Origin of the sequence: Mesorhizobium sp. B2-3-4, assembly GCF_006442315.1 — a bacterium.
Classification (GTDB): Bacteria; Pseudomonadota; Alphaproteobacteria; order Rhizobiales; family Rhizobiaceae; genus Mesorhizobium.
Genome location: NZ_VFVY01000033.1, coordinates 1 through 19,375 on the forward strand (window position 1 = coordinate 1; position 19,375 = coordinate 19,375).

Consider the following 19,375-nt stretch of genomic DNA (forward strand, 5'->3'; position numbering starts at 1 on the left):
CCGATCATCTCGCGCCCGGTCGACTTGTTGAATTCCTCGACCTCCGGCATCGGCTCGGTCAAGAGGTACATGTGCTCCATGGCGAGCACCGGCAGCTCGACGCCGACCATGCGGCCGATCTCGCGCGCCCACAGGCCGCCGCAATTGACGACATGCTCGGCATGGACCGTGCCCTGTTCGGTCACGACGTTCCAGGTGCCGTCGGGCTGCTGCGTCAGGTCGACGACGCGGTTGCGCAGCACGATCTCGGCGCCGAGTTTCTTGGCCGCCTTGGAATAGGCGATGGTGGTGCCCGAGGGGTCGAGGTGGCCCTCGACCGGATCCCACATGGCGCCAACGAAGTTCGTCTCGTCCATCAGCGGGAACATCGCCTTGGCTTCCGAAGGCGTGATCAGTTCGGTGTCCATGCCGAGGTAGCGGCCCTTGGCATGGGCCAGCCGCAGGAAGTCCATGCGCTCCGGTGTATCGGCCATCATCACGCCGCCCGTCAGGTGCAGCGAGCAGGACTGGCCCGAAATCTCCTCGATCTCCTTGTAGAGCTGGACGGTGTAGGCCTGCAGCTTGGCGACGTTGGGGTCGCCGTTCAGCGTGTGGAAGCCGCCGGCGGCATGCCAGGACGAGCCGGAGGTCAGCTCAGAACGCTCGATCAGCATGATATCGGTCCAGCCGGCCTTGGCCAGGTGGTAAAGCACCGAGCAGCCGACCACGCCACCGCCGATGACAACCGCTTTTACGTGAGATTTCATTCGAGATAGGTCCGTTTTTTAAGAGATTGAACTGGGTGAGGAGCGCGCGACACCGATCAGAAATCGGTCGGCGCCCCGCCTTCGGCGGTGCGCTTCTGGACGAAAGCGTTGAGTTCCTCGCGGATCGCCGGGTCCATGTAGGGCTCGTCATAGGAGGCCAGCCGTTCCTTCCAGACCTTGTTGGCCTTCTCAAGCGCCGTCGGTGATCCGGCCTCGGCCCAGGTCTCGAAATTGCGCCAGTCGGACAGGATGGGCGAGTAGAAAGCGGTCTTGTAGCGATCTTGCGTGTGCTGGGTGCCGAAGAAATGGCCGCCGGGACCGACCGACTGGATGGCGTCGAAACCAAGTGCATCTTCCGACAGATCGAGGGGCGTCAGGAATTCGGCCACCATCTGCAGCAGATCGATGTCCAGGATGGTCTTTTCATAGGAGCAGCGCAGGCCGCCCTCGAGCCATCCGGCGCCATGCATCATCAGGTTGCCGCCGCCCTGGATGGCGCCCCACAGCGAAAAGACGCTTTCATAGGCGGCCTGTGCGTCGACGGTGTTGGCGGCGCAGGTGTTGGAGGTGCGGTAGGGAATGTTGTAGCGGCGGGCAAGCTGGCCGCCGACCAGTTGCGCCTTCATGTATTCGGGCGTGCCGAAGGCCGGCGCGCCGGATTTCATGTCGACATTGGAGGTAAAGCCGCCATAGCCGACAGGCGCGCCCTTCTTCACCATCTGGGCGAACGCGATGCCGGACAGCGCCTCGGCGTTCTGCTGCACCAGCGCGCCGGCGATGGTGACGGGCGCCATGGCGCCCGAGAGCGTGAACGGCGTGACGATGACCACCTGGCCCATGCTCGACATCTGGATGATGCCTTCCATCATGGGGACGTCCAGCTTGAGCGGCGAATTGGTGTTGATGATGGTGAAGACCGACGGCTCCGCCATCAACTGCTCGCGGCTGACGCCGCGCGCGATGCGGGTGATCTCGATGCCGTCGACATTGCGTTCCTTGCCGAGCGAATAGATGTGGAACACCTTGTCGGTGAGCATGGCGAGATCGCGGATGCATTCGAGATGCCTGACCGACGGATGGATGTCGATCGGCTCGACCGGATAGCCACCGGTGCAGTTGAGAATGTTGTGCATCTGCGTCAGCCGTAGGAAGTTGCGGTAGTCGGCCTGGTTGCCAGGCCGCCGGCCGCGATCAAGGTCGGAGCAGTTGGGCGCCGATGCCATCATCGACAGGATGACGTTGTTGCCGCCGAAACGCAGATTGTGCGCCGGATTGCGCGCATGCAGCGTGAATTCCGACGGGCAGTGCGAGACGAGTTCGAGGATCATGTCGCTGTCGAAGCGCACACGCTCCGAGCCCTCGCGCACGTCGGCGCCATGCGCCTTCATGATGCGGCGGGCCTCGTCATGCAGCACGTCGACACCGATTTCCCTGAGCACGCGCAGCGAGGCCAGGTGGATCGATTCCAGCTCGTCGTCCGAAACCAGCCTGGTCGGGGTGAGCGGATTGCGGAGCTGACGGAAAGCCGGCTGCTCGAAGGCGGCCGAGCCGCCGGCGCGCTTTCCGGCACGGCCGCCACGGCGGGAACGATCGGGTCCCAAAGCCGGTTCTGCTTGGTGTAAGGCGGCGGTCATGGTGGTCCTCGTACAGTGCGATTAGCGGGCGGCATAATGGACCGCCGGCCCGCCGGCCATTGCGGAGGCGGCGACCACTAGGGCGAGGGAAGCGACATGCCCGAACGGCAGCCGAGCGGCCGCGGCATTTGGTCTTGTCCTTGGGACGGGCGCCGAGCAGGCCAGCGTTACAGTGTTGTCGTTTACTTCTGATATACTTGTTCGCCAAACGTCTTTGGGAGGACAGCCATGCCTGATGTCGTCAAAGTGCGTGCCGCGACAAACAATGAAGTCGCGTTCATTTCCTGGGATCTTGACGGTATGATCCCGGGCTGCCTCGGTTTCGAGATCGTACGGCTCTACCCCGATACAGGCGAGGAGCGTTGCCTTGCATCCTGGGTGCCGTTCAAGGGGCAGCGCAATCCGCGGTGGATTCCGCAGGATACCGGTGTTTGGCCGGTACAGAAGACATTCTGGCGCGATCTGACCGTGCGGCGCCGCCGCGACAGCATCGAGGTCAGGCCGGACGGCGAGATGATCGCCTACCGGGTGCGTCCCGTCGGCGACATGAAGCCGGGTCTCGATCCGGTGCCCGTGCGCCCCGACCAGGTCGTCGACGGCAAGCCCGCCTATACCGGGCCGGCGCGGCCGCTAGGCTATCTCGGCCAGGGCGCCGTCAGCCCGCCGATCTACCTGGGGCAGATGTTCGGCAAGGCGCGCGTTGCCTTCACCAACGGTGTGCTGTCGACGCAGTGGATGTCGCACGCGCTGGCGGAAGCCGGCATCAAGGTCGGGCAACGCGACAAGATCAGGGCCATCCTGCAGGATCCGACCAGCAAGATACGAGCCTATCTGCATGGCGACGTGCCCGATGTGCTGACCAGCCTGATGAAAAGGGCAAAAGCCGAGGGCGGCACGGTCAGGCTGGCGCTTTACGAACTCGGCGACGACGAACTGTGCGATGCCATCATCGCCGCCAAGGATGTCGTCGAGGTCATTCTTTCGAATTCGGGCAAGGACACGCTTCCTGGAAACGCCCCGGGTGACAAGACCGAAGGCTGGGATGCCGGCAACTTCCTCTACAGGAAGCGCCTGCATGATGCGGGTGTCGTGGTGACGGATCGCCTGTTCAACAACAACCATATCGGCCACAACAAATTCGCCGTCTACCGCGACGCGCAAGGCAATCCGCAAGCGGTGATGACCGGCAGCACCAACTGGACCTCGACAGGCATATGCGGGCAGTCCAACAACGCTTTCGTGCGTGACGATCCGGTGATGGCGGAAGTCTTCAACGACTATTGGCAGCGCATGAAGGCCGATGTGTTCCCGGCTCCCGCCAGCGAAACCGCCGCCGGGCATGTCGTGCAGAAGCAAGGCGTGCCGTTCCGCACGGAGAACCACAAGCCCAATCCGCTCAACGGCGCGAGCGCGGCCCTGGACGGCATGACGGTCTGGTTTTCGCCAAACGACCCGGACCGCAGCAAGAAGGACATCTCGGTCCGCCCTGTCGATCTCGAGGACGTCTTTGCCCGCATCAAGGCAGCCAAGCGTGCCGTGCTGTTCCTGGTGTTCAATCCCTCGCTGCTTGGCGAGAATTCGATCGTCGACCAGGCGGTAACGGCGGCGAAGGCGGATGCGAACCTGATCGTGCAGGGCGCGATCTCCGACGAGACCGCCATGCCCAATTATGTCGCCCCGACCAAGGATCCGGTCACGCACAAGTCGAACAAGGACGGCAAGTCACCCTTCGTCTATCCGGAGAAGGTCTGGGAGGCGCCGAATGTCTCGATCGTAAGGGCAGCCAACCTGACCGGCGCGACGATCGCGGGCGATTTCCAGGCAGAGGTGCTGACCGTCGGCCACGCCATCGTGCACGACAAGATCGTCATCATCGACCCGATGGAGGACAACGCCACCGTCATCACCGGCAGCCACAATCTCGGTTACAAGGCGTCCTACGAAAACGACGAGAATCTCGTCATTGTCGAAGGCGACAAGACCTTTGCGGCAGCCTACGTCGTCCACATGCTCGACGTGTTCGACCACTACAAGTTCCGCGCCTGGCGCAGGACGATCGGCAAGGCCTCTTCCAAGGATGACGGCATTTCCATCGACGACAAGTGGCTGAAACCCTATGCCGACGGCAAGAAAGGAGCGATCGCCCGCTATTTCCCGTAGCGCCGTCGGCCAGGTCATCAGAGGGTTCCAGGTTTGGAACGCCCGGCCTTGGCCGGGCGGACAGGTCCATTGGCTTAACCGGATTGCGCCGGCGGCTCTTTCCTGGCGCCGATCGAACCAGTAGCTAGGTCATGCTTGCCGGCCCGCCGGCACCCCATATGGATGAAGGCATGGTCGCGACCGGCTCGAGCGAAGGCGAAGCGGGAACGCAGTGGGCGGCGCTCGCCGGCGTCACCGCCGCGCTGGCCATGTTCGGAGCGGCGCAAGGGCTGAGTTCGCCGCTGTTCACGCTCCTGATGCAGAAGCAGGGCCTGTCGCCTGGCCTGATCGGCCTGTCGGCGGCGATGATGCCGGTCGGGCTCATCCTGTCGGCCTCTTTCGTGCCGGCGGCCGTGCGGATGTTCGGGGCGCGAAACCTGGCGGTCGGCTGTTCGCTGATCGGAGCCTTGTGCTTCCTAGCCATCGGCTATCTGCAGAACTGGGTGGCCTGGTACGTCATCCGCTTCATCATCGGCATCGTCATCAACCCGCTCTATGTGCTGGGCGAAGTCTGGGCGCTGTCGCTGGCGCCGCCGTCGCGGCGCGGGCGCGTCATGGGCGTCTTCAACACATTGATGGGCGCCGGCTATGCCGCCGGACCCTTCACGCTGACCCTGGTCGGCATCGAGGGCTGGGCGCCTTTCAGCGTCGGCATCGTCGGTTTCCTGCTCTGCGCCGTCATTCTGCGGCTTGTCTCCTCGAGGCTGACCGGCTTCGAGGATGACGGCCAGCCCGCCGGCAGTTTTGTCGGCTTTGCCCGGTTGGCACCAGCACTGCTTTTGGCCGTGCTGGTCTCGGCCGCCGTCCAGCAAAGCACCTATGCGCTGGTTCCGGTCTTCGGCGCGGGCTACGGCCTGCCGGAAGCCGTGCTCGCCGCGCTGGTGATGGCGTTGTCGCTCGGCAACATCCTGCTGCAGATCCCGCTCGGCCTGCTTGCCGAACGCTTCGGTGGCCGGCCGATGATCCTCGCCTGCGCCGTGGCGACCGCCACTTGCGCCGTTCTGCTCCCATTGCTGATCGCCACGCCGCTGATCTGGGGCGTGCTTCTGGTGATGGGCGCCGTCGGTTATGGCGTCTACACGATGGCGCTGGTCGAACTCGGCAGCCGCTTCAAAGGCTCGCTGCTGGTCACCGGCAATGCGGCTTTCGCCTTGTTGTGGGGCGTCGGCGGCATTGTCGGCCCGCCCGGCGCCGGCCTGCTGATGCAGGCTATCGGACCTCTGGGCCTGCCGGTGGTGATCATCGGCCTCGACGCTTTGCTGATCACCTTCGCGCTCTATAGATCGGCCAGCCGTCGAGGCTCCTGACAAGGTTTGGCTGGAGCGGAGCGTCCGTGCGGTTCGCAGGGGTTATCGCGGTAGGACCGAACCGTTAAAAGCTGAAACCGCGACAGCATTGTGGATGATGGACTTGGCGGACACGAGAAGCGACGAGACGATGCAATGGGCAGCGATCACAGGGGTGATCGCGACCGTATCCGTTTTCGCCATCGCCCAGGGCCTGTCCTATCCGCTGCTGAGTTTCATCTTGCAGCGCCAAGGAGTTTCGCCGGCGGTGATCGGCCTGTCGGCGGCGATGACGCCTGTCGGCTTCATCCTCTCCTCGCCGCTGATCCCTGGCCTGGCAAGGCGGTTCGGGGCAGGGCGCACGGCGCTCACTTGCGCCGTGCTTTCGGCTGTCGTCCTGGCGCTGATCGGCTGGACGCAGAACGTCTATCTCTGGTTTCCGCTGCGCTTCCTGATCGGTGCGGTCACCAATCCACTTTATGTGCTCAGCGAAATCTGGGTGATCGCGCTGGCGCCGCCGGCAAGGCGCGGTCGCATCATGGGCCTCTATTCGACGATCATTTCAGCCGGCTTCGCCGCCGGCCCCCTCTGTCTGCTCGCCGTCGGCACGCAAGGCTGGCCGCCGTTCCTTGTCGGTATCGGCGCCTTCGTGCTTTGCGGCGGCTGCTTGGCGCTGGTGGTCAGGCGCCTGCCCAGGGTGGACGAGGCCGGGCACCGGGTTTCGGTGCTGGGCTTCATGCCGCTTGCCTGGCTGCTTCTGTCGGCTGTGGTGGTGGCCGCGGGTTTCGAGCAGGCGGTGCTGGCGCTGCTGCCTGTCTACGGCATGCATCATGGCATCGCGGAGGTCCGCATGTCGGCGCTGCTGTCCGTCATGATCGCCGGCAACATCGCCATGCAGGTGCCGCTTGGCCTGCTGGCCGAGCGGCTGACGGCCCGCCTGGTGCGCTTCCTCTGCGTGCTGCTGACGCTGTTCGGCTGTGCGTTGCTGCCGGTGCTGATCGAAACGCCGCTGATCTGGCCTTGTGTCTTCGTCTGGGGGGCTGTGTCCTACGGCATCTACACGATGTCGATCATCGAGCTTGGCGAGCGCTTCACCGGCTCGGCGCTGGTTGCCGGAAATGCGGCATTCTCGCTGATGTGGGGCGTCGGCGGCATCCTGGTTCCACCGCTTACGGGCGGGGTGATGGACGGGCTCGGGGCGGGAGGCTTGCCGCTGACGCTCGGCGTCATCTGCGCTGTGCTGGCGCTGGCGACTGTCATCCGCCGGCGGGTGCTGTGAAGCAGGCTGGCAGGCGGCAAAAGACATATCGCATCTTGAATGTCGGCGCCGCCAACGCGATGTAGGCAAAGCCGCTTAAATCCCGGAGACTTGCATGACCTCTTCGACGACCAAAGCCCAGCCCTCTCAAAAGGCCGGTGATCCTTTCCTGTGGCTGGAAGACAGGACAAGCAAGGAATCGCTCGACTGGGTGCATCGCCAGAACGAGGTCACGGTGGCGCAATTGCAGGGCGATCCATCCTACCAGGAGTCGTTCCAGACGGCGCTCGACCTGATGACCGCCGAGGACAATATCGCCGTCGGCAATGCCATCGCCGGTTATGTCTATAATTTTTGGCAGGACAAGACCAATGCGCTCGGCCTGTGGCGGCGCACCACGGTTGCTTCCTACAAGACCGACAGACCCGCCTGGGAAACGATCATCGACTTCGACCAACTGGCGGCGAAGGAGGGGATAAAGTGGGTGTTCGGCGGCGCCAGCAGGCTTTATCCCGATTTCAACCGCTGCCTGGTCTCGATGTCGCCCGATGGCGGCGACGCCAGCGCGATGCGCGAGTTCGACATCGCTTCCAAATCCTTCGTCGAAGGTGGTTTTCAGGCGCCGGCCTCGAAATCGGGCTTCGGCTGGCTGGATGAGGATACGGTCATCGTCTCGGCCGCATTCGAAGAGGCCGACAAGACAGAGTCCGGCTATCCGCGCGTCGTGAAACTCTGGAAGCGGGGCACCAGGCTGGAAGAGGCGACGCCGATTTTCGAGGGCAAGACCGAGGACCTTGCCGTTGGCGCCGGCGTCGAGTTCGACGGCGACAAGCGTCATCTGTTTCTGGCACGGACGCTCAACTTCTTCGCATCGCACAGTTTCCTGCGCCTCCCTTCGGGCGAGAATCGCCGCATCCCGCTGCCCGACGACGTCACCGACACCGCGCTCTTCCGGGATCAGCTGGTGTTCGGCGTGCGCACTCCGTGGACGGCGCCGGACGGCACAGTGTGCCAGCCGGACGGGCTCTATTCGCTCGATTTCGCGCACTGGATCGAAACTGGCGGCTTCGGCGCCATCGAGACCTTGCTGGCGCCGGCGCATCGCGTCTCGATCGCCGGCCTCACCCGTACGCGCGACCGGCTGTTCATCAACCTGATGGACAATGTTCGCGGCAAGGTTCTCGTCGGCGAGCGCCGGGATGGCGCCTGGTCGCTGCAGCCCGTGGCGTTGCCCGAAAACGGCACGGTCGGCATCAGCCATGCCGAGCATTTCGGCTCGACCGTCTCCTTCTCGTTCACCGATTTCCTGACGCCGAGCTCAATCATCTGGTCTGATGACGATGGCAAGACGCTGGCGACCGTGAAGTCGCAGCCCGCCCGCTTCGATGCCGCGCCGCTGATCTCCGAACAGTTCGAGGCGCGCTCGAAGGACGGCACGATGATCCCATACTTCGTCGTCAGGCGGCGTGACCAGAAGGGACCGGTGCCGACGCTGCTCTACGGCTATGGCGGTTTCGAAGTGCCGCTGTTGCCCGGCTATGCCGGCGTGCGCGGCAGGCTCTGGCTGGAGAAAGGCAATGCCTATGTGCAGGCCTGTATCCGCGGTGGCGGCGAATTCGGGCCGGCCTGGCACCAGGCCGCGCTCAAGGGCAATCGCCAGAACGGTTTCGACGATTTCGCCGCCGTGGCGCAGGACGTCGTCAAACGCGGCATCGCAACGGCCCAATCGCTCGGCATTCAAGGCGGTTCCAATGGCGGCCTGCTGACCGGGGTGTCGCTGACACAGCGTCCGGAGCTTTTCGGCGCCGTCATCATCGAGGTGCCGCTGCTCGACATGCTGCGCTACACCGAATTGCCGCCCGGCGCCTCATGGATGGCCGAATATGGCGATCCCTCGCAACCCGAAGATGCCAGATGGCTCTCCGCCTACTCACCCTATCAGCATGTCAAGGCGGCGGCCGCCTATCCGCCGGCGCTGCTGACGACGTCGACCGCCGACGACCGGGTCCATCCCGGTCATGCGCGCAAGATGGCGGCGCGCTTGCAGGAGGCCGGCCATGCGAACACGCTGTTCTTCGAGGAAACCGAAGGCGGACATGGCGGGCGCGGCGACCGCCGGCCGCAGGCGGCGCAGACGGCGATGAAATACGTGTTCCTGCAGCAGGCGCTGGGCGCCAAGGCCTAGACACATTCCTGGCATGGGCCAAGCAAAGGGTGGTTCACCTCGTGCCACCTTTGCTCTAAGGTGCCTGTCATGGCTCTCGTCAGGATATCGGCCAGCCTTCTTGGGGGCAGGGCGTTCCGGGTCGCGGTGACACCGTCGCCGCGCACCTTGCGTGCTGAACTCCTGCGGCTGTGCGCCCGCATCGGCTATTCGCCGCCTGTCATCCTCTGACGCATTCGCCCCGGTAGCAGCCGGATTGAATCCAGAGGAAAGATTTGAAGTCATGACCTATCAGAACTATTCGCTGAAGCAGCTTCAGCAGATCGACGCCGCGCATCACCTGCACCCCTTCACCGACCACAAGGAGCTGCGCGAGGCTGGCTCCCGCGTCATCACCCATGCCAATGGCCCGTTCATCTACGATTCCGAAGGGACGGAATTGCTGGACGGCATGGCCGGCCTGTGGTGCGTCAATATCGGCTATGGCCGCGAGGAACTTGCGGAAGCCGCCTATGCCCAGATGAAGGAACTGCCCTACTACAATTCCTTCTTCAAATGCTCGACGCCGACGCCGGTGCTGTTGTCGAAGAAACTGGCCGAGATCGCGCCCGATAACGTCAACCAGGTATTCTACGGCTCGTCCGGTTCGGAGGCCAACGACACCGCCTTGCGTCTCGTGCGCCACTATTGGGTGCTGGAAGGCAAGCCGGAGAAGAACCGCGTCATCTCGCGCAAGATGGCCTATCACGGCTCGACCATCGCCGGCACTTCGCTCGGCGGCATGGATGCCATGCACAAACAGCTCAATGGCGCCGTGCCCAACATCGTCCATGTGATGATGCCCTATGCCTACGAGCTGGCGCTGCCAGGCGAGAGCGACCATGATTTCGGCCTGCGCGCGGCAAAATCGGTCGAGGACGCCATTCTCGAGGCCGGCGCCGACAAGGTCGCGGCTTTCATCGGCGAACCGGTCATGGGCGCTGGCGGTGTCAAGATTCCACCGGCAAGCTACTGGCCCGAAGTGCAGCGCATCTGCCGCAAATATGATGTGCTGTTGATGCTGGACGAGGTCATCACCGGCTATGGCCGCACCGGCGAATGGTTTGCCGCGCAGACCTTCGGCATCGAGCCCGACACCATCACCACGGCAAAGGCGCTGACGTCCGGCTACCAGCCGCTGTCGGCACTGCTGGTCGGCGACCGCATCACCGCGACGCTGGTCGAGAAGGGCGGTGAATTCAACCACGGTTACACCTATTCGGGACATCCGGTGGCCTGTGCCGTGGCGCTGAAGAACCTCGAGCTCATCGAGCAGGAGGGCCTGGTCGATCGCGTCAAAAACGACACCGGGCCCTATTTCGCCAAGGCGCTGCAGGAGCGCATCGCCGGGCATGAGCTGGTCGGCGAGGTGCGCTCGATCGGCCTGATGGGGGCGATCGAGATCGTCAAGGACAAGGCGACGAAGGAGCGCTTCCTGCCGTCGGGAAGTGCTGCGGTTGTGGTTCGCGACCATGCCATCGCCAACGGTATGATGCTGCGCGCCACCGGCGACACGATGATCCTGTCGCCGCCGCTGATCTGGACCCGTGACACGATCGACATGGCCTGCGACCGCATCGCCAAGGCGCTGGATCTGGCGCAGGCCGATCTGCGCAAGCGCTAGGAGCGGAGCTCGACCGGGTGTCCTTCGCAGGAGCGCCCGGATCGAGAAACATATCTAAGCGCCGGGGAACCAAATACAGCCCCGGCGCGTAGTGTGAACCGGCAGCGTTCCGTCTGCGACGAGGGCTTCTTCATGAAAATGGCCGGCAGGGGTCGCGGTGCGCAAGAGGCGGCCAAGATAGGCGCGGATCTGATGCTGGCACCCATGGTGGCGGCGATGCGGCTGCCGTTGATGGCCATGGACGCCGGGCGCGGCCAACCCTGGAGCGCCGAAACGGCGCGCGCGGTCAGCGAGAAGGCCGCTGCCGCTGTCGAGGGTGTGTTCGCAGCGCAAATGTCTTTCCTGCAATCTGCGTCACGTTTCTGGCCGGAAGTTCTTTCCGGCCATACGCCGTCGCTGTTCAACGGCGTCGCGGCCGAACGGTCGATGCGGGCCGCTCTCAAGCCGGCCAGCCGCGCGGTGAAGGCAAATTTTCGCCGGCTTTCGTCGAAGGATTGACTTGGACGTCGTGGAAGTTTGATTTTGCGCATGGTCGAGGTGATGCGCTAGAACCAATCGGTGCACGCGTCGATGGGGGACATCATGGCCGGACAACCGCTCAACCAGCCGGCTGAAATCCCGGCCGAGCTCGATCGCTGGAACTGGGGTGCCTTCTTCCTCAACTGGATCTGGGGCATCGGCAACAGCACCTTCATCGCGTTGCTGGCGCTGGTTCCGGTCGTCAACCTCGTCATGATCTTCGTGCTCGGCGCGCGCGGCAGCCGCTGGGCTTGGCAGAACCGTGCCTGGCGCGACGCCGAGCAATTCCGCAAGACGCAACGCAACTGGGCGATCGCGGGCCTCGCCGTCTGGGTGATTAGCATCGGCGGCTGCGCGACGATGGTCGGCAGCATTCCCTTCGTGCTCAAAGGTAGTGACGCCTACCATATGACGATGGACGCGGTGCGCGCCGATAGCCGCGTGAAAGCCGCCATCGGCGACGATGTGACGGATAATTTCTGGGTCGGGGGCAGTCTCAACGTCAATGCGAACGGGGCGGGCGACGCCCAGTTCAGCATTCCCGTCCACGGCGCCAAGGGAAAAGGCACCGTTTATTCGCATCTGGTGCGCACTGCCGGCACATGGAGCACGCGCCTGCTGGTGCTGCGCGTCTACGGCGTCGATGCACCGATCGTGCTGACCAATGAAGATCACGTGCCGATCCCGGGAGCGGCGATCGGAATATAGACGGGCCGCGGCTGATAAAGGACGCGGAAATGCAAAAACCGCGCCCCATCGGGAACGCGGCTTTGCCAGATACGCATGGCGTTTCGCTACAAGACACCTGCGAAACTTACGGGCTCCGGTACGCGAGACCTGATCCGGAGCGCCGGGCGGATGCGATATGTCCGCCTCGCAATCCGTTTTATAGGGACATCGTTACCGCAGAGTTATCGAGAGCTTAAGCAAATCTAAATTTGGCGCTCTTTCTCGGGAAAGATCCGAAAAAAGTCCATTGAATCCGATGCTTACGCTGGGTTGCCGCGCAGAAAATTAATTATGCCGGAGAAATCGGCGCTGCCATGTCCCTGGGCATTGAACAAGGCATAGAGTTGCGCTGCTTCCGCGCCGAGCGGCGTGACGGCGCCGGCGCCAAGGGCGGCTTCCTGGGACAATTTCAGGTCCTTCAGCATGAGAGCCGCCGCAAATCCCGGCTTATAATCCCGGTTGGCCGGCGAGGTCGGAACCGGACCGGGCACCGGGCAATATGTGGTCAGCGACCAGCATTGGCCGGACGAGGTCGAGGCGACGTCGAACAAGGCCTGATGCGAGAGCCCCAGTTTTTCAGCCAGAACGAAGGCCTCGGCGACGCCGATCATGGAAATGCCGAGGATCATATTGTTGCAGATCTTTGCGGCCTGGCCGGCGCCGTCACCGCCGCAATGGACGATGCGGCCGGCCATCGGCTTCAGGACCGGCTCGGCGGCGGCAAAGGCATCGTCGGATCCGCCAGCCATGAAGGTCAGCGTACCGGCTGTCGCTCCGCCGGTGCCGCCCGAGACCGGCGCGTCGATGGACGGCAGGCCGTGACTTGCCGCGATGGCATGCGCCTTGCGTGCGGATTCGACGTCGATGGTCGAGGAATCGATGAACAGCGCCCCTTTTTTCGCTTTGGGTGCGATGTCTTCGTAAACCGAAAGCACGTGCTTGCCGGCTGGTAGCATGGTGATGACGACGTCGGCATCCTTCACGGCGGCCAGTGCGTTGGCCATGACGACGATGCCGTGCTCGCGCGCGACGGTGAGATTCTCCGACATCAGATCGAAGCCGTGCACCGCGTGTCCGGCCTTGACCAGATTCGCGGCCATCGGATTGCCCATGTTGCCAAGGCCAATGAAGGCGATTGTGGTCATGACGGCGCTCCATGATTGAGGGTGTAGGCAGTAGGCAGTAGGCAGTAGGGGATCTATTCCGGCGTAAGTTTGCTGATGAGTTGGCGAAGCATTTTTCCGATGCCCTCGGTTGCCAACAGCATACGGTCAGCTTGATCATGCGTGGCAAGACCGATGCGCTCCGCAATTTGGAGGTGGGTCTCTAGCTCCTTCAGTGAGCCTTGGGCGATCCTGAGAAATTGCTGATATGAGCCTCGGTTGTCCCGGCCATAGCCTTCCGCGATGTTTGCTGGAATAGAAGTTGCCGAGCGACGGATCTGGCTAGTCAGACCATACAATTCCTCTTTAGGCCATGCCTTGGTCAAAGCGTAGGTAGCAACGGCCAAATCCATTGCCTGCTGCCACACGATAAGATCCTTGTACGAATTGATCGTGCCGGTCATCTATCTACTGCCTACTGCCTACTGCCTACTGCCTACTGCCTACTGCCGTCAGCGGCCGATCAGCGCCCGCGCGATGATCACGCGCATGATCTCGTTGGTGCCTTCGAGGATCTGGTGCACCCTGAGGTCGCGCACCAGCTTCTCGATGCCGTAATCGTGCAGATAGCCGTAGCCACCGAGCAGCTGCAGCGCGTTGTTGGCGACGTCAAAACCGGTATCGGTGACGAAGCGCTTGGCCATTGCAGACCACTTTCCGGCATCGGGCGCCTTGCGGTCGAGCTTCGAGGCGGCGGCGTAGAGGAAGATGCGCGCTGCCTGCAGCTCCGTTTCCATGTCGGCCAGCTTGAACTGAAGCGCCTGGAACTGGTTGATCTTCGAGCCGAAGGCCTTGCGCTCGGCGGTGTAGGAGAGCGCTTTGTCGAGCGCCGACTGCGCGCCGCCCAGCGAACAGGCGGCGATGTTCAGCCGGCCGCCGTCGAGCCCTGCCATGGCGATGCCGAAACCGGCGCCTTCGCCCGACAAGAGGTTTTCCGCCGGCACCTTGCAGTCCTCGAAGATGACCTGGCGGGTCGACTGCATGTGCCAGCCCATCTTGTGCTCATTGGCGCCGAAGGAGAGGCCGGGCGCATCGCGGGGCACGACGAGGGTGGAAATGCCTTTCGGCCCGTCGGCGCCGGTTCGCGCCATGACGGCGTAGACGTCGCTGTCGCCGGCGCCGGAGATGAATTGCTTGGCGCCGTTGAGAATATAGTCGCCGCCGCTCTTCACCGCGCGCGTCTTCAGGGCAGCCGCATCGGAGCCGGAACCGGGCTCGGTCAGGCAATAGCTTGCCAGCCATTCCATCGACGTCAGTTTCGGCAGGAAGCGCTGGCGTTGCTCGTCATTGCCGAACCGGTCGATCATCGAGGCCACCATATTGTGGATCGAGATGAAGGACGAAAAGGCCGGATCGGCGCGCGAAAGCGCTTCGAAGATCAGCACCGCATCGAGCCGGCCGAGCGCCGAGCCGCCGACATCGTCTTTGACATAGATGCCGCCGAGGCCGAGCGGGCCGGTCTCGCGAATCACGTCGGCGGGGAAATGTTTCCTGCGATCCCAGTCGAGCGCGTTCGGCGCGACGCGGTCGGCGGCGAAGGCTTCGGCCATCTCCTGGATGGCGCGCTGCTCCTCATTGAGTTCGAACTGGCTGGTGCTCGCATCGACAGCGGCGTCCATGGCGTTCTCCCTGACGGTTTCGGCCTGCTGGCCTGTCGTTTTTGGCTTTGCGCGGGCACCAATCTAGACCAATGATGCCGCCGCGCAACCCGACCGGCTGCGCAGCCGCTGTGCACCAATGCATGCCCGGAGCAGGATGTGACGACAAAATTCAACGAACTGCTGGAACAGTTCCACGCCTATCTCGCCTCCATTGACGACGCCCTGGTGCGCGACGCGGTGGCACGCATCGGCTGGACAATGCCGGCGCGGCAGCTCGATCCACGTCCGCTCGCCTGCCTGCGCCATCTCGACCGCGCCACGGAACTCGCGCCGCCGGCCGCGAAGCCGCTGGTGCAATTGCTGGCGGAACGGCGTGACGAACTGCACTGGGGGCAGACCTACGGCGAATCGGATTTCGGCAAGGCCTTCATCGACAATTACGGCTGGCTGGAAATGTTCGGAACGCGCGGCCATTTCGCCAATGAGGCGGTGGCGGCAGGCCTGCTGATCCTTGGTCCCGATATCGTCTATCCCGACCACCACCACCTTGCCGAGGAGATTTACATTCCCTTGACCGGCGGTACGGACTGGCGCATGGGCGAGGGCGGGTTTCACAGGCGGGAGGCCGGCGAGGTCGTCCACCATGCCTCCAACGTCAACCACGCCATGCGCACGGTCAAGGAGCCGCTGCTTGCGCTCTACATCTGGCGCGGAGGTCCATTGGCGGCAAAATCGACGATCACCGGCAGAGCCACGCAGGGCAGGGACTGATGGCCAAGGCGATCATGCTGCAAGGCACGGGTTCGGATGTCGGCAAGACGGTGCTGGTCGCAGGGCTTTGCCGGGCCGCGAAAAAGCGCGGCCTGAAGGTGCGGCCCTTCAAGCCGCAAAACATGTCGAACAACGCCGCCGTCGCCGATATTCCTGGTGACAACCACCATGGCGGCGGCGAGATCGGCCGCGCGCAGTGGCTGCAGGCGATCGCCTGCGGCGTGCCGCCGTCGGTGCACATGAACCCGGTGCTGCTCAAGCCGCAGACCGATATAGGCGCGCAGGTCATCGTCCAGGGCAAGGTGTTCGGCGAGGCGCGAGCGCGCGACTACCAGGCGCTGAAGGGGCGGCTGATGGACGCGGTGCTCGACTCCTGGAGCAAGGTCGGCGAGGGCGCCGATCTGGTCATCGTCGAAGGTGCCGGCTCGCCGGCCGAAATCAACCTGCGCAGCCGCGACATCGCCAATATGGGTTTTGCGACGCGCGCCAATGTGCCGGTGGTGCTGGTTGGCGACATCGATCGCGGCGGCGTCATAGCTTCGGTCGCCGGCACGCATCTGATCCTGCCGGAGGAGGACCGGCGCATGATCGTCGGTTACCTCATCAACAAGTTCCGCGGCGACGTCACCTTGTTCGACGACGGCATCAAGGCCATCGACACATTCACGGGATGGCGCTGCTTCGGCGTAGTGCCGTGGCTGAAGGCGGCGGCACGGCTGCCGTCGGAAGATTCCGTAGTGCTGGAGCGACTGGCGTCGGGCGAGGCGCGCGCGCTGAAAGTGGCGGTGCCGATGCTGGGCCGTATCGCCAATTTCGACGATCTCGACCCGCTCAAGGCGGAACCGCAGGTCGAAGTCGTGTTCGTGCCGCCGGGAAAACCGCTTCCGACCGATGCCGGGTTGGTGGTCATTCCCGGCTCCAAGTCGACAATCGGCGATCTCCTGAAATTCCGCGAAAATGGCTGGGACCGGGATTTGGCGGTGCACCGCAAACGCGGCGGTCACGTCGTCGGCATTTGCGGCGGCTACCAGATGCTCGGCCGCATGGTGCGCGATCCCCAGGCCATCGAAGGCAGCGTCAAGGAGGCCGAGGGACTGGGCCTGCTCGATGTCGAGACGGTGATGGAGCCGGAAAAGACGGTGCGCAATGTCAGTGCCCGATCGGTGCCGTTCGACATGCCGCTCGAAGGCTATGAGATCCATCTCGGCAGCACGACAGGCCCGGATACCAGGCGGCCGTCGGCAATCATCAACGGCACCGAGGACGGTGCGATCTCAGGCGATGGCAAGGTGATCGGAACCTATATGCACGGCCTCTTCGGCGCCGACGGCTTTCGCGGAAAATTCCTCGAAAGCCTCGGCATCCGGGGCGCCGGTATCGACTATCGCGCCCAGGTCGAGACGGCATTGGACGACATCGCGGCCGAATTGGAGCGGCATCTCGACTGCGATGCGATCTTCGGACTGGCACGGTAGCCGCCCTCCATCACCCGCGGAATTTGATTTGGTTTGTCGGAGCCGGTCGATCAAGTTCGTCCTTGGACAGGGAAGCGGCTTGGAGGGAGATCGCGGCAATGTTCGATGTGACTGCCACCGACCTGCACAGCTATTTCAATTTCGATGCGGAACGAGAGGCGGACCTGCGCAAATTTGGCGGATTGATCCGCAAGGCGGCGCCGTCGCTTGCGTGCCACTTTCATCAGGGCACCCCGGCGGGAAGCGCCGGGATGCGCATGAGAATGATCGGCTACGGCATGTTCCGCTATTCCACAAAATCCGGCAAATCGACCGAATGGCCGGTGATCGGCATGGCGCTTCAGAAGAGCTATATAAGCGTCTATCTTTCCGTCACGACGGACGGCAAGCCGATCCTTGATCGCTACAGAGGCAAACTCGGTGAAATGCGATCCGGTAGAAACAATTTCAGCTTCGTGAGATTTGAGCAGCTCAGGACCGAAATGGTTGCCAAGCTGATTGCCGAAACAGCCGAGGTGTTCAACACGGACCCCGAGAACCCCGTTCGTTATCGGGAAGGCTCATGAAGCCTTCTCGCCGGCCTTTGGCCAATAAGTGCCGAAGGACCAGACATTGCCTTCGGGGTCGAGGCAGATGAATTCGCGGCTGCCATAGTCGCGGTCGACCAGTTCCTGGATAATCCTGGCGCCGGCCTTCCTGGCCCTTGCGTAGGCGGCGTCGGCGTTGTCGACGGCAACATAGATCGACTTGCCGCCGCCGGAACCCGGTTCGCCGACCATCTTGCCATAGTCGTCGTCGCGCACCGTTCCCAGCATGATCATGGACGAACCGAAGACGAGCTCGGCATGGTGCACGACATCATCCTGGCCATAGCGGGCGCGAACACTGAAGCCGAAGGCTTCGCCCAGCCAGTCGATCATCTTTGCCGCGTTCTTGTAGCGCAGAGCAGGATAGAGGCGGGGGGCTTCGGTTGACGTGGGCATGGGAACCTCCTTCATCGGGTTGGCCTATGCCTTACTTTGTTCGAAGGCGGCTGCGGCGTCTTGAAGAAATGTTACCTGCCGGCAAGGGCGGTCGGCGTCTCGCCGGCAAGATCGCGGAACTCGCGCACAAGATGCGCCTGGTCGGCATAGCCGCAATCGGCCGCCACATCGGCCCAGTCGACGGTCTGCTGCCTCGACAGACGCAGCGCCCGGTTGAAGCGGACGATGCGCGACAGCGTCTTGGGACCGATGCCGATCGCGTTGGAAAAGCTGCCGGCCAGATGTTTGCGGCTCCAACCCAGCCGTTCGGCGATCGACGAAATGCGGGTCCGCCCGCCCGACCCGATAATATGGCCATAGGCCCAGGCGATCTCCGGCGGCGTCTGGGCGGCGCTCGCAAGACGGGTGGCGACGAAGGCTTCGGCCAGGTCGAAACGCGTCGTCCAGTCGGGTGTATTGCCGAGCCGTTCGCGTAGTGCGGCGCCTTGCGCGCCGAGCACGTCGTCGAGGACGACCATGCTGTCGGTCAACTCGCTCATCGGCAGGCGAAAGAAGCGGCGTGCGCCAAGCGGAGTGAAATTGACCTGGACGCAGCAGGCGCCGCCGAAGGATTCGATCATCACCGGACCGGCGAATAGACCGGCGGCGAAGCTGGCGAAGCGGTCATTGTCGCCGGGTGCCCTGCCGAGGCCGATGGCGAAAGGCTCGGCGAAGCTGATCACCAGCGGCACTGTCAGCGATGCGTATTCGACATTGCGAAAATGCCCGGAGGCGGTTTCGCGATAGCCGCAAATGTCGATGACGACGCCATCCAGCACCGGATCGGGAAGACGCCGGCGCATTTCGAACAGCCCCGATATCGAGCGGTCCTGTTCCTTCCGGCGCTGCGTCTCGACTGGCATTGACCATCCTCCCGGCAAGGCAAATCTAGCAGAGGCGGGGCCAGAATCAAAAGCGCCCGGCTTGCGGCCAGGCGCTCTCGCGGTCCCCGATTCAAGGGATGATGTCAGGCGCCGCGCATCAGGCAGCCGGCGGCGAGCACGATGTAGGCGATAAGCACGATCCAAACCGACGCGAGCGGAATAAAGGCAAGAACGCCAAGCGCGGCGAGAATGCCGATGATGGCGATGACCAGGGAAATAATGAAGACAATCTGGGTAGGCGCGCTGAGATTCATGTCTGGC

The 19,375-nt window shown here is 63.4% G+C and carries 19 protein-coding genes; 11 read left to right on the forward strand and 8 right to left on the reverse strand.

Annotation, left to right across the window (positions count from 1 at the left end; genetic code table 11):
* Together FJ967_RS31915 and FJ967_RS31920 are read right to left on the reverse strand one after the other, a co-directional pair.
* Positions 1–746 (reverse strand): FAD-binding oxidoreductase (locus FJ967_RS31915; RefSeq protein ID WP_140736295.1); only part of this gene is annotated, 746 nt, incomplete at its 3' end.
* Positions 747–802: 56 nt separating this feature from the next.
* The gene (locus tag FJ967_RS31920) at positions 803–2,380 is read right to left on the reverse strand and encodes a trimethylamine methyltransferase family protein (RefSeq protein WP_140736296.1); all 1,578 of its coding nucleotides are present in this window, start codon (positions 2,378–2,380) and stop codon (positions 803–805) included.
* 228 nt (positions 2,381–2,608) lie between these two features.
* Here FJ967_RS31920 and FJ967_RS31925 point away from each other — a divergent pair, with 228 nt between their 5' ends.
* From FJ967_RS31925 to FJ967_RS31960, 8 genes are all read left to right on the forward strand, one after another.
* The gene (locus FJ967_RS31925) at positions 2,609–4,540 is read left to right on the forward strand and encodes a phospholipase D-like domain-containing protein (RefSeq protein ID WP_140736297.1); all 1,932 of its coding nucleotides are present in this window, start codon (positions 2,609–2,611) and stop codon (positions 4,538–4,540) included.
* 170 nt (positions 4,541–4,710) lie between these two features.
* Entirely contained in the window at positions 4,711–5,886 is a 1,176-nt protein-coding gene (locus tag FJ967_RS31930) for an MFS transporter (protein WP_140736298.1), read from the forward strand.
* Between the two features lie 97 nt (positions 5,887–5,983).
* The gene (locus FJ967_RS31935) at positions 5,984–7,144 is read left to right on the forward strand and encodes an MFS transporter (RefSeq protein ID WP_140736333.1); all 1,161 of its coding nucleotides are present in this window, start codon (positions 5,984–5,986) and stop codon (positions 7,142–7,144) included.
* A 94-nt stretch (positions 7,145–7,238) separates the two neighbouring features.
* The gene (locus FJ967_RS31940; RefSeq protein WP_140736299.1) at positions 7,239–9,308 is read left to right on the forward strand and encodes a prolyl oligopeptidase family protein; all 2,070 of its coding nucleotides are present in this window, start codon (positions 7,239–7,241) and stop codon (positions 9,306–9,308) included.
* A 69-nt stretch (positions 9,309–9,377) separates the two neighbouring features.
* On the forward strand, positions 9,378–9,518 hold the full coding sequence (locus FJ967_RS31945) for a capsid protein (protein ID WP_140736300.1): 141 nt from the start codon (positions 9,378–9,380) through the stop codon (positions 9,516–9,518).
* A gap of 52 nt (positions 9,519–9,570) precedes the next feature.
* Positions 9,571–10,950 (forward strand): aspartate aminotransferase family protein, encoded by a 1,380-nt coding sequence (locus FJ967_RS31950; protein ID WP_140736301.1) that lies wholly within the window; start codon positions 9,571–9,573, stop codon positions 10,948–10,950.
* A 132-nt stretch (positions 10,951–11,082) separates the two neighbouring features.
* On the forward strand, positions 11,083–11,448 hold the full coding sequence (locus tag FJ967_RS31955; protein WP_140736334.1) for a hypothetical protein: 366 nt from the start codon (positions 11,083–11,085) through the stop codon (positions 11,446–11,448).
* An 84-nt stretch (positions 11,449–11,532) separates the two neighbouring features.
* Positions 11,533–12,177, forward strand: a complete 645-nt coding sequence (locus FJ967_RS31960) for a cytochrome c oxidase assembly factor Coa1 family protein (protein ID WP_140736302.1) — start codon at positions 11,533–11,535, stop codon at positions 12,175–12,177.
* Between the two features lie 281 nt (positions 12,178–12,458).
* On the opposite strand, the gene mmsB is transcribed toward FJ967_RS31960, so the two are convergent.
* The 3 genes from mmsB to FJ967_RS31975 are packed head-to-tail and all read right to left on the reverse strand — an operon-like array spanning position 12,459 to position 14,980.
* Positions 12,459–13,343, reverse strand: a complete 885-nt coding sequence (mmsB, locus tag FJ967_RS31965) for a 3-hydroxyisobutyrate dehydrogenase (RefSeq protein ID WP_140736303.1) — start codon at positions 13,341–13,343, stop codon at positions 12,459–12,461.
* A 53-nt stretch (positions 13,344–13,396) separates the two neighbouring features.
* Positions 13,397–13,765, reverse strand: a complete 369-nt coding sequence (locus tag FJ967_RS31970) for a four helix bundle protein (protein ID WP_140736304.1) — start codon at positions 13,763–13,765, stop codon at positions 13,397–13,399.
* A gap of 48 nt (positions 13,766–13,813) precedes the next feature.
* Positions 13,814–14,980, reverse strand: coding sequence for an isobutyryl-CoA dehydrogenase (locus FJ967_RS31975; RefSeq protein ID WP_140736305.1), 1,167 nt, complete (start codon positions 14,978–14,980; stop codon positions 13,814–13,816).
* A gap of 138 nt (positions 14,981–15,118) precedes the next feature.
* Between FJ967_RS31975 and FJ967_RS31980 the strand changes: the two genes are divergently transcribed.
* From FJ967_RS31980 to FJ967_RS31990, 3 genes are all read left to right on the forward strand, one after another.
* On the forward strand, positions 15,119–15,733 hold the full coding sequence (locus FJ967_RS31980; protein WP_140736306.1) for a dimethylsulfonioproprionate lyase family protein: 615 nt from the start codon (positions 15,119–15,121) through the stop codon (positions 15,731–15,733).
* Positions 15,733–17,208 carry a cobyric acid synthase gene (locus FJ967_RS31985; RefSeq protein WP_140736307.1) on the forward strand — a complete coding sequence of 492 codons (1,476 nt, stop codon included), beginning with the start codon at positions 15,733–15,735 and terminating at the stop codon, positions 17,206–17,208. Before FJ967_RS31980 ends, FJ967_RS31985 begins: the two co-directional genes overlap by 1 nt.
* A 98-nt stretch (positions 17,209–17,306) precedes the next feature.
* The gene (locus FJ967_RS31990) at positions 17,307–17,774 is read left to right on the forward strand and encodes a hypothetical protein (RefSeq protein ID WP_140736308.1); all 468 of its coding nucleotides are present in this window, start codon (positions 17,307–17,309) and stop codon (positions 17,772–17,774) included.
* Here FJ967_RS31990 and FJ967_RS31995 read toward each other — a convergent pair.
* From FJ967_RS31995 to FJ967_RS32005, 3 genes are all read right to left on the reverse strand, one after another.
* A complete protein-coding gene (locus FJ967_RS31995; RefSeq protein ID WP_140736309.1) occupies positions 17,769–18,191 on the reverse strand; it encodes a VOC family protein in 423 nt (140 codons plus the stop codon). The genes FJ967_RS31990 and FJ967_RS31995 overlap by 6 nt on opposite strands.
* Before the next feature lie 71 nt (positions 18,192–18,262).
* Positions 18,263–19,093 carry an AraC family transcriptional regulator gene (locus tag FJ967_RS32000; RefSeq protein ID WP_140736310.1) on the reverse strand — a complete coding sequence of 277 codons (831 nt, stop codon included), beginning with the start codon at positions 19,091–19,093 and terminating at the stop codon, positions 18,263–18,265.
* A 104-nt stretch (positions 19,094–19,197) separates the two neighbouring features.
* Entirely contained in the window at positions 19,198–19,368 is a 171-nt protein-coding gene (locus FJ967_RS32005) for a hypothetical protein (RefSeq protein WP_080511798.1), read from the reverse strand.
* Between the last annotated feature and the right edge of the window lie 7 nt (positions 19,369–19,375).

Bases quoted from the DNA above. Each gene is read 5' to 3' on its own strand.
- FJ967_RS31920 (WP_140736296.1), bottom strand. From the start codon at position 2,380: ATGACCGCCGCCTTACACCAAGCAGAACCGGCTTTGGGACCCGATCGT.
- FJ967_RS31925 (WP_140736297.1), top strand. From the start codon at position 2,609: ATGCCTGATGTCGTCAAAGTGCGTGCCGCGACAAACAATGAAGTCGCG.
- FJ967_RS31930 (WP_140736298.1), top strand. From the start codon at position 4,711: ATGGTCGCGACCGGCTCGAGCGAAGGCGAAGCGGGAACGCAGTGGGCG.
- FJ967_RS31935 (WP_140736333.1), top strand. From the start codon at position 5,984: ATGGACTTGGCGGACACGAGAAGCGACGAGACGATGCAATGGGCAGCG.
- FJ967_RS31940 (WP_140736299.1), top strand. From the start codon at position 7,239: ATGACCTCTTCGACGACCAAAGCCCAGCCCTCTCAAAAGGCCGGTGAT.
- FJ967_RS31945 (WP_140736300.1), top strand. From the start codon at position 9,378: ATGGCTCTCGTCAGGATATCGGCCAGCCTTCTTGGGGGCAGGGCGTTC.
- FJ967_RS31950 (WP_140736301.1), top strand. From the start codon at position 9,571: ATGACCTATCAGAACTATTCGCTGAAGCAGCTTCAGCAGATCGACGCC.
- FJ967_RS31955 (WP_140736334.1), top strand. From the start codon at position 11,083: ATGAAAATGGCCGGCAGGGGTCGCGGTGCGCAAGAGGCGGCCAAGATA.
- FJ967_RS31960 (WP_140736302.1), top strand. From the start codon at position 11,533: ATGGCCGGACAACCGCTCAACCAGCCGGCTGAAATCCCGGCCGAGCTC.
- mmsB (WP_140736303.1), bottom strand. From the start codon at position 13,343: ATGACCACAATCGCCTTCATTGGCCTTGGCAACATGGGCAATCCGATG.
- FJ967_RS31970 (WP_140736304.1), bottom strand. From the start codon at position 13,765: ATGACCGGCACGATCAATTCGTACAAGGATCTTATCGTGTGGCAGCAG.
- FJ967_RS31975 (WP_140736305.1), bottom strand. From the start codon at position 14,980: ATGGACGCCGCTGTCGATGCGAGCACCAGCCAGTTCGAACTCAATGAG.
- FJ967_RS31985 (WP_140736307.1), top strand. From the start codon at position 15,733: ATGGCCAAGGCGATCATGCTGCAAGGCACGGGTTCGGATGTCGGCAAG.
- FJ967_RS31990 (WP_140736308.1), top strand. From the start codon at position 17,307: ATGTTCGATGTGACTGCCACCGACCTGCACAGCTATTTCAATTTCGAT.
- FJ967_RS31995 (WP_140736309.1), bottom strand. From the start codon at position 18,191: ATGCCCACGTCAACCGAAGCCCCCCGCCTCTATCCTGCTCTGCGCTAC.
- FJ967_RS32000 (WP_140736310.1), bottom strand. From the start codon at position 19,093: ATGCCAGTCGAGACGCAGCGCCGGAAGGAACAGGACCGCTCGATATCG.
- FJ967_RS32005 (WP_080511798.1), bottom strand. From the start codon at position 19,368: ATGAATCTCAGCGCGCCTACCCAGATTGTCTTCATTATTTCCCTGGTC.